12 protein-coding genes are annotated in these 15,545 nt (G+C 48.7%); 5 read left to right on the top strand and 7 right to left on the bottom strand.

The annotated features are described in order from the left end of the window. Positions 1 to 996 (top strand): ABC transporter permease, encoded by a 996-nt coding sequence (locus JR338_00575; GenBank protein QRN83286.1) that lies wholly within the window; start codon positions 1 to 3, stop codon positions 994 to 996. A gap of 163 nt (positions 997 to 1,159) precedes the next feature. Continuing rightward, entirely contained in the window at positions 1,160 to 2,464 is a 1,305-nt protein-coding gene (locus tag JR338_00570; protein QRN83285.1) for a sugar ABC transporter substrate-binding protein, read from the top strand. 85 nt (positions 2,465 to 2,549) lie between these two features. On the opposite strand, the gene JR338_00565 is transcribed toward JR338_00570, so the two are convergent. After that, the gene (locus tag JR338_00565; protein ID QRN83284.1) at positions 2,550 to 4,283 is read right to left on the bottom strand and encodes a bifunctional sulfate adenylyltransferase/adenylylsulfate kinase; all 1,734 of its coding nucleotides are present in this window, start codon (positions 4,281 to 4,283) and stop codon (positions 2,550 to 2,552) included. 140 nt (positions 4,284 to 4,423) lie between these two features. After that, a complete protein-coding gene (locus tag JR338_00560; protein QRN83283.1) occupies positions 4,424 to 5,407 on the bottom strand; it encodes a sulfotransferase in 984 nt (327 codons plus the stop codon). Between the two features lie 162 nt (positions 5,408 to 5,569). On the opposite strand from JR338_00560, the gene JR338_00555 reads away from it, so the two are divergent. After that, complete coding sequence (locus tag JR338_00555; GenBank protein QRN83282.1) at positions 5,570 to 6,469, top strand: hypothetical protein; 900 nt, start codon at positions 5,570 to 5,572, stop codon at positions 6,467 to 6,469. A 28-nt stretch (positions 6,470 to 6,497) separates the two neighbouring features. Continuing rightward, positions 6,498 to 6,917, top strand: coding sequence for a YjbQ family protein (locus JR338_00550; GenBank protein QRN83281.1), 420 nt, complete (start codon positions 6,498 to 6,500; stop codon positions 6,915 to 6,917). 71 nt (positions 6,918 to 6,988) lie between these two features. Here the strand turns inward: JR338_00550 and JR338_00545 are convergent, their stop codons facing one another. Continuing rightward, positions 6,989 to 7,189, bottom strand: a complete 201-nt coding sequence (locus tag JR338_00545; protein QRN83280.1) for a hypothetical protein — start codon at positions 7,187 to 7,189, stop codon at positions 6,989 to 6,991. A 729-nt stretch (positions 7,190 to 7,918) separates the two neighbouring features. Here JR338_00545 and JR338_00540 point away from each other — a divergent pair. Further along, entirely contained in the window at positions 7,919 to 9,652 is a 1,734-nt protein-coding gene (locus JR338_00540) for a YgiQ family radical SAM protein (GenBank protein ID QRN83279.1), read from the top strand. Between the two features lie 39 nt (positions 9,653 to 9,691). Here JR338_00540 and JR338_00535 read toward each other — a convergent pair whose 3' ends face one another. From JR338_00535 to JR338_00520, 4 genes are all read right to left on the bottom strand, one after another. Further along, positions 9,692 to 10,159, bottom strand: coding sequence for a hypothetical protein (locus JR338_00535; protein ID QRN83278.1), 468 nt, complete (start codon positions 10,157 to 10,159; stop codon positions 9,692 to 9,694). Positions 10,160 to 10,524: 365 nt separating this feature from the next. Next, positions 10,525 to 11,223 carry a DUF2290 domain-containing protein gene (locus tag JR338_00530; protein QRN83277.1) on the bottom strand — a complete coding sequence of 233 codons (699 nt, stop codon included), beginning with the start codon at positions 11,221 to 11,223 and terminating at the stop codon, positions 10,525 to 10,527. A 7-nt stretch (positions 11,224 to 11,230) separates the two neighbouring features. Beyond that, a complete protein-coding gene (locus JR338_00525; GenBank protein ID QRN83276.1) occupies positions 11,231 to 13,315 on the bottom strand; it encodes a DEAD/DEAH box helicase in 2,085 nt (694 codons plus the stop codon). A gap of 329 nt (positions 13,316 to 13,644) precedes the next feature. Continuing rightward, complete coding sequence (locus tag JR338_00520; protein QRN83275.1) at positions 13,645 to 15,525, bottom strand: DUF4914 family protein; 1,881 nt, start codon at positions 15,523 to 15,525, stop codon at positions 13,645 to 13,647. Positions 15,526 to 15,545: the final 20 nt, after the last annotated feature.

The following is a 15,545-nucleotide window of genomic DNA, read 5'->3' as shown; positions in this document are numbered from 1 at the left end:
ATGAAGCGAATACTAACGATCATCAAACAGGACTGGACCAATGTTCTGCGTGACAACCTCCTGTTCTACATTTTCCTGGCCCCCGTCATCATGGCGGTAGCCGTTCGCCTCTTAGCCCCCTCCATCGAAACGGTTAGTGTCCGCGTGGCAGTCAATGAAGCCATGCCCCAAGCCATTCAGGAGAATCTGACCGAATTTGCCAAAGTCTTTGTGGTCCCTGACCGCAATTCCATCATCACACGAGTGGAAAAGAACGATGATGTCCCCGGCATTTACTGGGAAGACGGTCAATATGAGATCATCCTACAGGGTAACGAACAGGAGGGTGAAGAACTTTCCCAAATCCTGCTCTCCGCCGCAACCTCGCCTGAAGAGACGGCTGATTTCACGGTGATAACCCATCCAAAGGAATCCCTCTTCACCGAGTATGCCCTGATCTTAGTGCTGATCACCGCGGTCATGCTGGGTGCCATTGTGGAATCCTTCAACATGGTCCGGGATAAGGAAAGCGGCATGATCCGCGCCTGGGCCGTTTCCCCCCTGCGGATGGCTGAATGGACCATCGCCAGAGCAATTTTTGCAATGCTTGCCGGGCTGGTGATGACCGTCACCGCCATCATCATCATTGCTGGTGTCTCCGTCCCTTGGGGGCAAATCCTGATCGGCTATCTGTCTTCCGTTGGCATTGCTGTGTTGATCGGCTTCCTACTCGGTGGCCTCTCTAACACCCAATTGCAAATGATGGCGACCACGAAATTCATCATGGGGCTCTATTCCGTATTGCCCATCCTGTCCATCTTCGTCCCCGATTCATGGCGGCTGCTCTTTTACCCCTTCCCGAACTATTGGATGTTTGTGATCTTTCAAAACATCTTCGTCAGACCCAGGTCCGCACCGGTTGGGTTCTTGGCTGCTTGTGGACTGACCCTGGCGGTCACGATGGTCTATCTGGCAATCCTCACCCCGATCCTGAGGAAAAAGCTGCGCCTGAAATAACCCCTTTAGTTAACGAATAATAGTAATATACCAGCCGCCAGGGTTACACAATATCCTCCTGGCGGCTGAACAATACCTTGCCAAGCCATTGGGCTTGGTCTATGATAAATACAATAAAACAAATTAACAAATTGAAGAAATAAGGGTCACCTAAGAGGAGAAAATGAAAAAAACATCTAAATTAATACTTCTTCTATTCATCACCATCTTCGTGCTGACAGCCTGCCAATCCAAGGCGGCTGAAACACCCGCAGCCCCTGAAACCAGCGGTACAGCCGTGTTGCGGCTAGGCACCCGTGACGGCAGCACCTTGCTGGACCTGCATCAATCGACCATCGCCCTCTATGAAGCAGACAACCCGGATGTTCTGGTTCAATTGGAAGCTGTCGCGGATCGAGATTACGATACCCGCCTGCAAACCATGTTCACTGCTGGCGCTGCACCGGACATTATGCAATTAGCAGATGAATCCATCCCCGAATTTGTCGCTCAAGGTGACCTGGTTGCACTGGATGACTACTTCCCGACCTCATTCGACTCCGCGGCCTACCTGCCCAACCTGCTGGCACCCGGTCAGGTGGATGGCGATCAATACCTGCTGCCCAAGTCCTATTCCACACTGGCGATCTATTACAACAAAACCCTCTTTGATGAGGCTGGCGTCCCCTATCCCGAGGATGGCTGGACCTGGGATGACTTGCTGGATGTCGCCCTGGACCTGACCCAGGACCTTGATGGCGATAATGCCCCGGATATCTGGGGGCTCCAACTGCCCGCCACCTGGACCACCGGCTTTGAATATTGGGTGGCTGCCGCAGGCGGTCAGCTGGTCAGTGACAATGGCAAGGACTTTGTCGGTTACATGGATTCGGAAGCCGTGATCAATGCCGTGACCTTCTACGCTGATCTCTACAATAAATACCGCGTCTCGCCGCCCCCCACAGATCTGGAAGCTGCCTATGGCGGCAACACAGAGTTCGTGGATGGCAACGCTGCCATGCTGCTCTTTGACCGCTCAATTGAAGCCGAACTGTTAACGAACCGGAATATTGAACTCGGTGTCGTAGGCCTGCCGCAGGGTGAAGAACGTGCCAATATCCTCTTCTGGGAAGGCTACGGCGTGGCCAGCACCTCAGCGTATCCCCGCACCGCTGCCAACTTCCTGACCTTCTACACCGGTGAACAGGGTAATGAAGTCTGGCTGAACACCAGTCTCCCCACTGTTCTATCCGTGGCTGAATCCTCCGGTCTTTCCACCGACCCCATCGCAAGCGTCTGGATCAACGAACTTAGTTATGTTGTCCCCCGGGCCTACACCTTCACCCCCTATTGGGATGAAGCCGGTGTCCCCGCCCTGGCCGCCGCCCTGCAGACTGCCATTCTGGAAAAGAACGCCGACATCAGCGCTTTGATGACCCAGGCAGCGCTGGACGCGCAGACCGCATTGGATGCCCTATTGGGGAATTAATCCGCTCTAGCTAATAATCACCAATAAAAGAAAAAGGCTGCTCTCTTTCGGGAGCAGCCTCTATTCTTATGTAAAATATTGGGATTTATTTCCCGTTGCCGTTCGCTTCCTGCAGGTAGCCGGTCTTGAGCAAATAATCAATGATCTCTCGGGCATTTTCCTTGGGGGTCACGCCGACGGTATCGAGCCGGATTTCAGGTTCCAACGGTGCCTCATAGGGATCATCAATCCCAGTGAAGCCCTTGATCTCACCAGCACGCGCCCGGGCATAAAGGCCCTTGATGTCGCGTTCTTCACAAACTGCCAGTGGGGTATCCACGAAAACCTCAATGAAATGTCCATCGGGGAACATCTTGCGAGCTTCCCGTCGGGCCTGGCGGTAGGGGCTGATCGCAGCGCAAACCACGGTTCCGTGATGTCGGACAATCTCGCCACCCACAAAGCTGATCCGCAGGATGTTGGTATCACGGTCTTCCTTGCTGAAACCAAGACCCTTGGAAAGGTGGGTCCGAACGACGTCGCCATCCAAAACGGTGGGGTTGCGGCCATATTCAGCCAGCATGTTGATCAGGTGTTTGGCAATGGTGGACTTGCCAGCACCGCTCAAACCGGTGAACCAGATGCAGAAGCCCTGTTTATACCGTGGGGGATGAGCCTCGAGCAAGATCTGGGCGGTTTCAGGTCGGGTGAACCACTCTGGCAGCGGGATGCCCTTGGCCAGATAATCATCGCGGACCTGGGTCCCGGAAATTGTAGCCACATTAGCGCCTTCCGGCACCTGAGAAGCCAGTTCATAACGATCCTCATCGGGCAGGTAAACCACCAGTTCGAAGGGAACCATCTTGACGCAAACCTCATCCACAACGCCAGTCAGCATTTCCTGGGCATCATAAGGGCCATAGAAAGGTTCGCCCTTGCTATCCTTGCCGGGGCCGGCATGATCGCGGCCAACAATGAAATAATTGGCGCCGTAGTTGCGGCGGATGATGGCGTGCCAAACGGCCTCACGTGGGCCGCCCATGCGCATCGCCAGTGGCAATAAGGCCAAAAGGGTGTTGTCATCATAGTAATTTTCGACCAGGGCTTTATAAATCCGCACCCGGGTGTAATGATCCACATCACCGGGTTTGGTCATACCAACCACCGGATGGATCAACAGACTGCCGCCAACCTGCTTCTGAGCGCGTTTGGTCAGTTCCTCGTGAACACGGTGCATCGGGTTACGGGTTTGGAACGCAACCACATTGGCGTTGCCCATCTCGATCAGTTTTGCGCGGGTCTCGGCCGGTGTCAGGCGCAGTTCAGTGAAATCGTCATACGCAGGGAGGTTCAGAACCTTCAGCTCACCGCTGATGCAAAGTTCACCCCAGCCAGCCATTTCTGAAACGATCGGGTGTTTCAGGTCCGTGGTGCCATATACCTTCTCGGCTTCTTCCTGCCAATTGAAGCGGAAGACCTCTTCCAACTTCATCACAGCCATGATCTGGTTGTGCACATCGCGCAGGGTGACCCAGTCGCCTTCTTCCGGCAGGTCTTCCTTATTGATGTTGAGTGTGATCGGGATTGGCCAGATGGTGCCATCGGTCAAGCGCATATCGTTCAAAACCGATTCATAGTCGTCCTGCCCCATGAAGCGATCCAGGGGTGAAAAAGCCCCAACCGCCAGCAGTTCCAGGTCATGGTTCTGCCGGGGGGTCAGGCGGACTGTAGGATAAGTTCCAGCCAATTTCAATAATTCGGCGCGTTCTTCGCCCTTCACCAGCAGGTCAATCAGTTTGCCGCCGTAGGGTGAGATCAGCAGGTCAGATTTATCAGTCATCGTTCGTCAAATTTCCTTTTCTCGAGAGTGAAACCGATTAATTCTAACACATCCAGTCAATTGGTCTATCTGAAGATTGTCATTGTTTGCGCGGATGTATTAGACCCTGCCCAAAATATATTTTTTCTCAGATGAAGACCTTATAAGGCGTTTTTCAGCCTGGCAACTGCTCTTTCCCTCAAAACCCGAACCTTCTCTTGAATGCTGAGGTCACCCATGGGGATTTCTGCCAGCTCATAACCCACCGCCGTCATTGCACGATCGGCAATTGCCTGAACGATGGCCAAATCGAAAGTTGAGATCAGATCTTTCCAGCGATCAATCGGGTCCATGCTGATTGCCTGGAATTTATCATCGAACATTGAATTACCCCGCCAAGAATCCCCAACGCGAGTGGGCTGCAGCAACGATTCATCCCAGTCCAAGCCAAGAAACTCAGCCAGACGCCGGGTTTCATATTCCGGATTACGCAACAGCTCTTCAAATTGGATCAGGAAATAGCGGTCACCGCCATATTTCGCCTGGTTGGCCAGACCTGCTCGGGTGGAACGTACCCAGTTCCAGGCAAAAATCTTTGCATTCCAGTCGGGTTGTTTTAGCTTATATGATATGAAATTGTCTCGCGGATCTCGGATAACATGCACACACTTGGCTCCCGGCCACCACTCAAAGATTTTATCGGCATAGAACTCGTTATAAGGGGTCTTCTCCACCCAATAGTGAGTCTCCGTAATTAATGAACCTGATACCTGCCCGAAAGCCTGAAGCGCAGCCTCCAGGAAAACCTTATCCGACGCCTCGCCAGAAGGGATCAGTTCTGCCAATGTCTGATGCACCTTATCAAAATCAATGTCACTGTAATCTCGATCCGGGTAGTCTTTTTGGTGCTCAGGAGGTTCTTCCTGATTCCACTGGAAGATATGGATAAGTAGTTCATCAGCCAAAGCCAGTTTTTCACTGATGCTCTTCCCCCCAATTGCAGGGAGAAAGCGCCGGAAGAATAAAGTTTCCTCCGGATAGACAACCATTTCTGGATGACCATCCAATAATGATGTTAATAGACTTGTACCAGCTTTGGGATGACCACAGATAAAAATTGGAGTTGGTTCACGACCAAATATCATTATCTTTATTATGTCACAAACTTATTTATTTTCAATAAAGCCGTTCAGCCGCTAAACGCGTTGAGTAATTATCCAATTTAGCCCCTTCCTTATTCGTCGTAACGATAAAATCATATACAATAATCTATATCCAGACTAAAAAATCATCGGGAGTTGAATCTTATGAACGACACACGCAATCATCCAAAACCAATCCTGCTTTCTACCCTGGCCATGTTATTTCTGGCACTCTCCACCTTGGCTTGCGGCATCAACCTGGGTGGCTCCAGCGATCAGGAAAGCGTGCAACTGGAACAAACCCGGGTGGCATTACAGCAGACTCAAATCGCCCTCGATTACCTCACCCAGGACACTCCTATCGAAACGGAAGCACCTCCCGCTCCGGATGTTTCCTATGAAGGGATCAGCTTCTCCTTTGATCCGAGCATCGCAGCGGCTTTTTCTCCTGCCATTATTCCCGGTCAGAACCTCGGCGAGGATTATATGCCAGGAGATACCTACCCCACCTACTATGAATTTAGCATCAATGGTTATGCCGTCAGCAACCATTTCCACACCCCAGTGATCAATGTCTATCCGGTGGCAGAATTCCGTTCGATCAGTACCATGGCCTCCAACATCATTGATGACCTGGAATGGGCCTTAGCCAATCACCCATCCGGCGGTTCCTCAGGTGATCTGCCCTTTCTGCCCATCTGGAATGCAGCCCAGATCTTCACGGCCAAGGTCACTTATTTTGATTTCCAGAACGGCAGCGGCGTGCGTTATCTGAGTATGTATGGACAAGCACTCTATCCAGCCGATAACCAGAACCTCTTTTATACCTACCAGGGACTCACCAGCGACGGCCAATATTACATCTCAGCCGTGCTGCCTGTGACCAATCCTATCCTGCCGGACGATGGTGCAACCACCGTAGATGACTGGATGGCTTTTGACCAGAATTGGGACAACTACATTGTTGGCCTGCTCCAGACGCTCAACGGTCAGAGCGATGAAAATTTCACACCCAACCTGGCCCTGCTGGATGAGATGATGGCCTCTTTCAAAGTTAAACCATAACCAATCCAAACCTGAGAAAGGCAGCAATATGAAATCTTTCCGCAAAGAACTCTGGTTTGAAATCCCAGCCCGCAGGGGTCTGGTGAACATCACGCCATATGTCCAGGAAGCCATGCTGGAAAGTGAGATCACCGAAGGGCTTTGCCTGGTGAACGCGATGCACATCACCGCATCGGTTTTCATCAATGATGACGAATCCGGCCTGCATCAGGACTATGATGACTGGCTGGAGGAGCTGGCCCCACATGCCCCCGAGAGCCAATACCGGCATAATCGCACCGGTGAGGATAACGCCGATGCCCATCTCAAGCGCCAGGTCATGGGCCGCGAGGTTGTGGTGGCAATTACCAAAGGACGGCTTGATTTTGGCCCCTGGGAGCAGATTTTCTACTATGAATTTGATGGCCGTCGTCAAAAACGAGCCCTGATCAAGATCATCGGGGAATAAAACCGAATAAAATTAAATCAGAATGCCCTCCGGTATAATCGGAGGGCATTTTTTATTAAATTTTCCCAAATTTACCACTCATTATTGGGATCGTTGTAAACCGTCCCATTCTGTGGCGCCTGATTGTACCGGTTACGGTTCAACAAACTGTAACCCAGGGCAGTCAGACCAATCAACCCCAGCAACCGGCCGGGGCGCCGATAGATCCGCCGATAACCATGGCGAAAACCACGATGGATGTGGTGGAAATGATGGGGATGCATGTGTCTCATTATTTTGCTCCGTTTCGTAATTTGATTGTCCTTAGTGTATTGCAAAACAAGTTGGACAGACCTTAGATTTTCATGGGGATTCGTTTAATTCTGTCATTGCGAGGAAGCTGAAGGCAGATAACACGGTCCCCGAAGCACAGCGAAGTGGGGAGCAATCTATCATTTCTCCTTCTTTGTCATTGCGAGGAACGAAGCAATCTTCTTTTATTATTTACATCTGCAGATCATCCAATATCAACAAAGATCAGATTGTTTCCTACCCGGCTTCGCTTCGGGGACGATGTCGCAAGCTCGCAATGACAAACAAGATTACCTTATCATTGCGAAGACCGACTCAGTCCCCGAAGGACGGCGAAGTGGAGGCAATCTACAATTCCTTTTCTTGTCATTGCGAGGGAGCCGAAGGCTGACGAAGCAATCTTCTTTTATTATTTACATCTGCAGATCATCCAATATCAACAAAGATCAGATTGCTTCCCACTCCGCTTCGCTTCGGGGACGATGTCGCAAGCTCGCAATGATGAACCAGGTTCCCTTATCCTCGAAGAAGTCCTGTATGTTGCGAGGAACGTGACCCCATTCCGCCTTCGGCACCCTTCCCCTTAGGAGTGGAAGGGGTTAAAAATAATCACATTATGACTGGCTTTCCTATCAACCTGATCTCCCCATACCCCAATCCCCACCTTAGCGGTACAATCACGAGATACTCTAATTAACCAAAGGCATGCTATGTTCTTACCTACTACCCGAGCCGAACTCGACAAACTTGGCTGGGATAAACTGGATGTCATTCTCATCACCGGTGATTCCTACATCGACTCACCCTTCATTGGCGTGGCCGTGATCGGCAAGGTCCTGCAGGAAGCAGGCTATAAAGTTGGCATCATCGCTCAACCCGACACCCAATCACCCGATGACATCACCCGCCTGGGAGAGCCGCGGCTCTTCTGGGGCGTCTCCGCCGGCAGCATCGACTCGATGGTTGCCAACTACACCGCCACCGGCCGTCCCCGCCGCGCGGATGACTACACCCCCGGTGGCCGCAACACCAAACGCCCCAACCGGGCCACCCTGGTCTATGCCAACCAGATCCGCCGCTACTTCAAGAACACCGTCCCGATCATGTTGGGCGGGATTGAAGCCAGCCTGCGCCGGGTGGCACATTACGACTTCTGGACCGACAAAATCCGCCGGTCTGTCCTCTTTGATGCCAAAGCCGACTACCTGCTCTATGGCATGGCGGAAGGCAGCGTCCTGGAATTTGCCAAAACACTCGAAGAGGGCAGCGACCCGACCAAAATCCGCGGCCTTTGTTATAACGGCACCGAGATTCCCGAAGGCTACCTGGAACTGCCATCCTATGAATTAGTGAGCAAGGATAAGGATGCCTTCACCGAGATGTTCCACGTCTTCTATCGCAACAATGACCCACTCAACGCCCATGGCCTGGCCCAAGCACACGGCAACCGCTACCTGATCCAAAACCCACCTTATCCGCACCTGACCCAGGAAGAACTGGATCATGTTTACGGCCTCGATTTTGAGCGTGACCAGCACCCCTACTACGCCAAACAGGGCAAGGTCAAGGCCCTGGAGACGATCCGCTACTCCATTCCCACCCATCGCGGTTGTTATGGCGAATGTAACTTCTGCGCCATAGCGGTCCATGAAGGCCGCACGGTGCAGTGGCGCAGCGAAGCCTCGATCCTCGACGAAGCCAGGACAATCACCCACCTGCCCGACTTCACCGGTTTCATCACCGACCTCTCCGCCCCAACCGCCAACATGTATGGTTACGAATGCCCGGTCAAACTGCGCAAGGGACCCTGTCTCGATAAATCCTGCATCTACCCCGAGGTCTGTCCGGTTCTCCCCGTGGATCACAGCAAGCAGACCGACATGATGCGCAAAATTCGCCAGATCAAAGGCGTTAAGAAGGTCTTTGTCGGTTCGGGATTACGCTATGACCTGATCCTCTCGGATGAGGAACATGGGCAAGCCTACCTGCGCGAGCTGGTCCGCCATCACGTCTCCGGCCAGCTGCGAGTGGCCCCCGAGCACACCGACCCTGAAATCCTCAAACGGATGCGCAAACCGGACACCGGTAGCCTCCTGGCATTCAAAGAGCGCTTTGATGCACTGGGAACGGATGTCAAACGCAAACAATACCTCAGCTATTACCTGATCGCCGCCTATCCAGGCTGCACGATGACGGATATGCAGGAATTGAAGAAATTCGCCAGCAGCCAACTCGGGATCCTGCCCGAACAGGTCCAGGTTTTCACCCCCACGCCCTCCACCTACGCCAGCGTGATGTATTACACCGGCAAGGACCCCTTCACCGGAGAGACATTATTTGTGGAAAAGAACCCCGCCGCCAAACAACGCCAAAAAGAAGTGATCACCGGACGCGGTGAGTTGCCGGAAGAGCACCGGCGGCCAAAAAAGAAGGGTAAAAAATAGGTATGAATAAGGTGGGCCGCAAGGCCCACCTTTCATTTTCTAATAAGAGCAGTTGGGAACATTCAAGAAGTAGTTCCCTCCCACGCAGGAGAGTGACCCATCTGGCATGAGCTCACATTCCGTCTCATCCCAGCCCTCTGTGCCACCGAAGACAAATATCGGATTGCTCCCCATTTGTTCCACGGTGTCTTTCACGGTGATATACGAACCAATCCAGCCCTCGCCAAAGGTCCACTCATACGAAATGATGTAGAAGTTATCATCCAGTGTGAGATAGGAATAAAACCCATAGACGCAGCTCGGGCAGTAGATTTCTTCGTAATCTGTGACCTGACCACAAACCTGGATTTTTTCTCCTAAGTCATCAAGGCTGATATCACTGGCTTTGATAAACGGGGGCTCCGTCGGCGTGCTCGTCTCCGTCGGTGGTAACGTGTTGGTAACTGTCGGCGTCACAGTTACCGTTGCGGTCGAAGTCGGGATCGGCGTAGCCGTATCCTCGGGCACTTCGGTATTCGTTGGCGTTTTTTAGCCGATGCTTTGACCGATCTGATCAAACAAACCGCATCCAGTTGTCACCAAGAATATCGTAACCAGGATTCCAACCATCAGAACTTTTTTATGCATCGTTTCTCCCATGATTTCCCACTAAATGTTGTTCAATGTAAGAATGATTTCGTGTGCTGTGTGTGATGGACCATTTCCCTCCTTCTCCTGCGGCTAACATGATTAGCTTGGTTAGGAGAAATTATACAATGAAATGAGACGCCTTAGAATATTACGGTCGATTATTACAGACAACGGTTAAAGAACCTGCAACAATCCAAAGACAAAATATTAATAGAAAAACCGTATTCTTCCATATTAGATGTTTATTCGAGGATCATTTCTTTTTCATTAAAAAAGATAGAGGCATCTATTTCATCTAAAGAATCTCTAATTAATGGTAGAAACTTAATATATTGATCAATTGAAATGAACTCAATCCACTTATTTGGATAACAATGCCTAAGTACAAAGAGAATGAATGATAATGGATGTAATATTCTCTTTGTACCAATTCTTATCTCATTTTTGAATCCCAAATGGAAATGTGATGCGGGATGGACATCTAAAGTATATATTTCGGGGGCGAAATCATATCTAATCGGTGTGACAGTCAATTTTAATTCTTGGTCTTGGCCCTCCATATCATAAGCTTTTTTCAGATCCCACTCCAATTCTTGGTAGTCTTGCGAATCTATCTCAATATCTAAATTCTTCACATAATCAAAAAATGTCACAAAAATATAGGGACACTCAATATAGGAATAAGTGAAATTTAATGGTCTAAACGAATTAAACCGAAAGTCAATTATGGAATTATCGAAAAGAAGAAAATTATAATAATGCTCATTGAAAGATGTACTCCAATAATCTTGATAGGTTAATCGTCTGAAGAGTGCTGCTGGATTACTAGGAGTACCAGGGTGATATTCACGATCTTTACCAAGTCCTAATCTTTTTAATAATGTCCATGCATCATTGATTTCTGTTTCAACAAGCCCACGATTCATTATTGTCTTTTCCAACAATTCTTCATGATTCTCCCTTATTTATTGATCTTTGAGCTAAAATTTCTTGAATCTCTTCAACTGAAAAATATTTCATCGCTTTTTCCAAAGCTCTCTCAGCGTTTTGCTTTCTTATAGCTTTTTCCTCTAAATCACGCTTGATCTTGTTTAACTCATCGCCACTTGGATATTCAAATCTTAAATAAGGGAAGTTTTCTAGAGCTTTATTTATTTCTTGACTACATATCTCCGCCGTCCGCCCGATGCCAGAAACCCGAACCCACCCTTTTGCTCTTGTCATAGCTGAAAAAAGAATATTTCTCTCTCTAACATTTGCCTCACCAGCAAATAATGAATCAACACCCACAATATAAACCATAAAAGCTTCATTGCCTTTAGCCTTATGTACAGTTGATAAAGTCACTCGTCCCTCTTGTTGAAAATCTTTTATTCCATAACTGTCTATATGAATATTGTTGGAAGCAATATCCTTTTCAGCTAACTTATTTGAAATAGCACTTAAATAGTCTCTTGCATTTCGATCATCGACAACGATAACAAGAATATCATCTGGACGGAGTCCATCATCAATATCTTTCTCTATTCCTAAACAAATTGAATTAATCTCATCTAAGAATTCGCTAAATACCGTGCATTGAACAATATCTTCTTTTGATTGTTCATTTGAAATAATTGGTAATGAATTTTCTAATGGACGCTCAATAATAATTTCATCACCCTCTTGAAAATTACCCCGAATTACTCTATATCCAATATCTTCCCAATGCTCTTTATTTTCAAGCATCTGTCGTATTTCACCATAAATACCAAAACCCAGTGCATGTGCACATAATAATATCTCTCTCGGGTTTCGATAACATTTATCGAGGACAATATCACTACTTAGCTCAATATCAGGGCCAATTACATCCTTTGGAGATGGTGCTTTTATCTGAAAAATAGTCTGAAGCTCGTCATATGCATACACTACTCGTGAATCTCTTGCCAATTTAACACATAACCTAATAAATGAATCGGGGAAATCCTGTCCTTCATCAACAAGTACATAATCATACATAGGTAATATTGTTGTTTTACTAAGTAAATCATTACAGACAAAATCAAAAGGATCATGATTAGATTTAAATTTTACCGAAGAAAAGGTGAGAGATTCCATATTATGAAATTGACAGGCATTATAATATACGCCCTCTTGACTCTTACCTCCCCAGGCATGCATTATCTTTAATTTATCCCAATCCGGATCCCTATCATCAAATTGCCGATAGAACCTGGTAATCATTCTTTTTATATGCTGATATAAACTTCGTGTATAAAAAGTGTAAAGAATTCGAGCATCCGGATATAAAAGATGCATCAAGGCTGCTTTCATAGCAAGTACTACTGTCTTTCCTGATCCTGCCAAACCCCGAATTCTCTGTAAACCATCAAGAATGGGCATGAATCCATCTTTTTGTTTCTGGTCAAAATTAGCAATTTGAGATTCAGTAAGATTGGCTAACCGACCTTTATAATTCGTTTTACCATCAGAAAATTGTCTCTCTTTTAATCTAATTATGCCTTTAGCACCTTCAATCGTTGATTTTAATTCTAAAAATAAACTCTCAGAAAGCCTTGATGAACTATCATTTCTTGTTGTAAAAAAAGATTGAACGCCATCAATTGAATTATAAATCTCAATATCACTCGTGGATTGAAAATTCAAATTCTTAATTAAAGGAGCAAACAAGAAGATTTCTGTAGGAAAAATCAAATCTGTCCGTGAACTGCGCAACAAATCATTTCTTAATAATTTCGAATAAATGAAACTAAAAATTTTATTCGATTTCATTTCAACTTTACTTAGATTATTATGATCATTTTCAACCGAATCATTAAATAATCCCACAACAATCACCCCATACTTAGGAGAGATCAATAATATATCGGTTGTAAAAACTTGTCCCTCAAGGTTATTATAAATTGGAAAATTTAAATAAAACTCACAATCCGTTAGTTCTACATCAGTTTCAATTTGAAAAAGGAAATTATATAGATCTTCTGCAATAGGATACTTTTTCAATACTTCCTGAAGAATATTTAAATGCATTACATTTTCCTCTATTGATTCTTATGTAAGAAATATTTATTCTAAATTCTTAATTTCACCCATTTATTATTATACATTATGTAATATTACTAATAGAATTTAAACTCAATTATCTTTATCCACCTTTTTCTTTCAACTTTTTAATTCTAATGATCAATCATAAAATGGAAGCAATAACATTTGTGAATAAAACTTACCCGATGTATTTATTATTTACTCTTTTTTCTAAATTATTACCCCACCTTAACCCCCAACCACCCGGCTAACCTAAGGTCGACTGGGTGGCTGCGTGTTACGGACATTTCTCTTATTCAAACCTAAAAGAACGCTTATCCCTTCTCCTCAAAAGCGATCAGCGACTTATACTCCGCCAGGCTGCCACGATCCAGGCAGCATTGGATGATCTCGCGTCCCAGGGGCGTCAGCGCCTCCTGGTCATATTGACGCAAGATCTCGTGGAAGAATGTGTAGAGCATTTCAGCACCCTGGTCATAGGCCTCGGGACCCACTTCGGGCTGCGTATCCACCGCGAAGAACCAGCGGGAGAGCTGCCGCCCTTCGATCTGGATCTGGTGCGGATATTCACCCAACAGCGAACAGCGCGCCGGGCGTACGTTTTCCGGCAGGAAGCGGGCATGGCCGCGCCGGGCCAGATATTCCCGCATCAGCCACTGAGGCATGAAACCAACCTTCCAGGCGCCGACATGCTGGTTAGGCGTCAGAACATAGCTGGTATCGGGGCTGCTGGTGAACTGTTCCAGCAGGTAGTTGGCGTGCACGGTGCGCTTTCCGGTGGCAAAGGCCCAATAGGAGCCCACGCCCTCGGTCGAAAGACCCTTGCTGTCCGTGATGCTGGGGTTGTCATAGCCGCGCGGGGCCACCAGCCGCCAAAGCCAGGCCAGCGCCGGGGGCAAAATATGGAAAAAGCCCACAATCCCATAGCTTGGGTTCTCACGGGTACAGGGGGGCGTACGCATGCCGAAGGAACGGATATCCACATCCACCGGCTCGTTCACCACATGCGGGATAATCTTTCTGGGGACCACCACCCGCGGGTTCGGGCAGGGCTTACCAGGTGCATCCAGCACATGGTCCCAGATCATCGCGATCCCATTCGGGGCGGCGTTGATATTCAGGAAAAGCAGCGGCTCATCGGGTTCCGCCGTCAGCCGTTCAAAGTTCAGGTCAGTGCCGTAATGATGGATGTGATTGGTGCGCACAAACCAGGCGTCTTCCGCGTCCACCACGGCCAGCTTGCCGTTATGCTGCAGGGAAGGGTGGCAAAGCGCCATATCATCTGTCACCGGGTGCAGCGCGCAGGTGCGGGGCTGTTCATGCAGCCGTTTCTCACCGGTCACGATGTTCTCGCCATAGAGCATCCGTCCGTCGTCCTCGCGGTGGGGATACTCCAACATCTCACTCTTGCCCGCCCCGCTGGCACCCTCGTGCATGAAGGTCACTTCGTTGTCATAAGGCGTCACAACCCGGACAGTGGAACAGTGTGCAGTCACCCAGCCTTCCTGCTCACCCTGGTTCAGCAAAATGCTGTAGGCGGCTTTCTTGGCGCTGGGGCCGGGGTAAAGGCAGTAGGAAAAGACCTCGTGCATGCCGGGTTGGCGGTAATGCACCACCACCTGTTTATTGTTCAAATCGGTATAGCGGAAAGTCGGTGCCACATAGATCACCGAGGCCGGGTTGAAGTCCTTGTCAACCTCCTCATAGGGCGTGATCCCCTGCAGCAAAGCCAGCCCGAAGCCAAAGAAACCGGCATTGGCCGGAGCCACCACCAGAGCATCCTTGCCCAGGCCTTTCTTCCCCGTCACATAAGCATAGAGGATCAATGGATTCTTGGTCAGCCACTCAAATGTCCGCGTGCGCAAATCCGTGAAAGGATAGCCATATACTTCCTCGAAACGCGTATGGTCTGTGGGGCCGTCATCACCGATCAACATCGCGTTTGGGTCCCGCCGGCGCATATAGGGCGAAGGGTAGTTCGCTGCGATCCCATTGCGCACCCGCACCACCGTGGCATCCACCACCTTCCCAAGATTAGGAATTTGGTAGGCCACATCAAAGGTCTTGCCGTTCTCACCACAGGAGAGTTCCAACAGCTCATCCGAAGTGCCCACAATGGTCACATCCGGATTAGCTTTGAGGATGGCAGCAAGTTCTTTGGGCGGGTTATAGCGTTTCCAGTCTCGATGTTTCATAATATCCTTTGTATATCCAG

The organism is Chloroflexota bacterium (genome assembly GCA_016887485.1).
In the GTDB taxonomy this organism is placed as follows: Bacteria; Chloroflexota; Anaerolineae; order Anaerolineales; family Anaerolineaceae; genus Brevifilum.
The sequence above is the reverse complement of the archived record's forward strand: the minus strand, read 5'-3'. Positions and strand labels throughout refer to the sequence as shown.

Coding starts and splice junctions, on each gene's coding strand:
- JR338_00565 (QRN83284.1), bottom strand. CDS start 4,283: ATGACTGATAAATCTGACCTGCTGATCTCACCCTACGGCGGCAAACTG.
- JR338_00540 (QRN83279.1), top strand. CDS start 7,919: ATGTTCTTACCTACTACCCGAGCCGAACTCGACAAACTTGGCTGGGAT.
- JR338_00520 (QRN83275.1), bottom strand. CDS start 15,525: ATGAAACATCGAGACTGGAAACGCTATAACCCGCCCAAAGAACTTGCT.
- JR338_00550 (QRN83281.1), top strand. CDS start 6,498: ATGAAATCTTTCCGCAAAGAACTCTGGTTTGAAATCCCAGCCCGCAGG.
- JR338_00555 (QRN83282.1), top strand. CDS start 5,570: ATGAACGACACACGCAATCATCCAAAACCAATCCTGCTTTCTACCCTG.
- JR338_00560 (QRN83283.1), bottom strand. CDS start 5,407: ATGATATTTGGTCGTGAACCAACTCCAATTTTTATCTGTGGTCATCCC.
- JR338_00575 (QRN83286.1), top strand. CDS start 1: ATGAAGCGAATACTAACGATCATCAAACAGGACTGGACCAATGTTCTG.
- JR338_00525 (QRN83276.1), bottom strand. CDS start 13,315: ATGCATTTAAATATTCTTCAGGAAGTATTGAAAAAGTATCCTATTGCA.
- JR338_00570 (QRN83285.1), top strand. CDS start 1,160: ATGAAAAAAACATCTAAATTAATACTTCTTCTATTCATCACCATCTTC.
- JR338_00545 (QRN83280.1), bottom strand. CDS start 7,189: ATGAGACACATGCATCCCCATCATTTCCACCACATCCATCGTGGTTTT.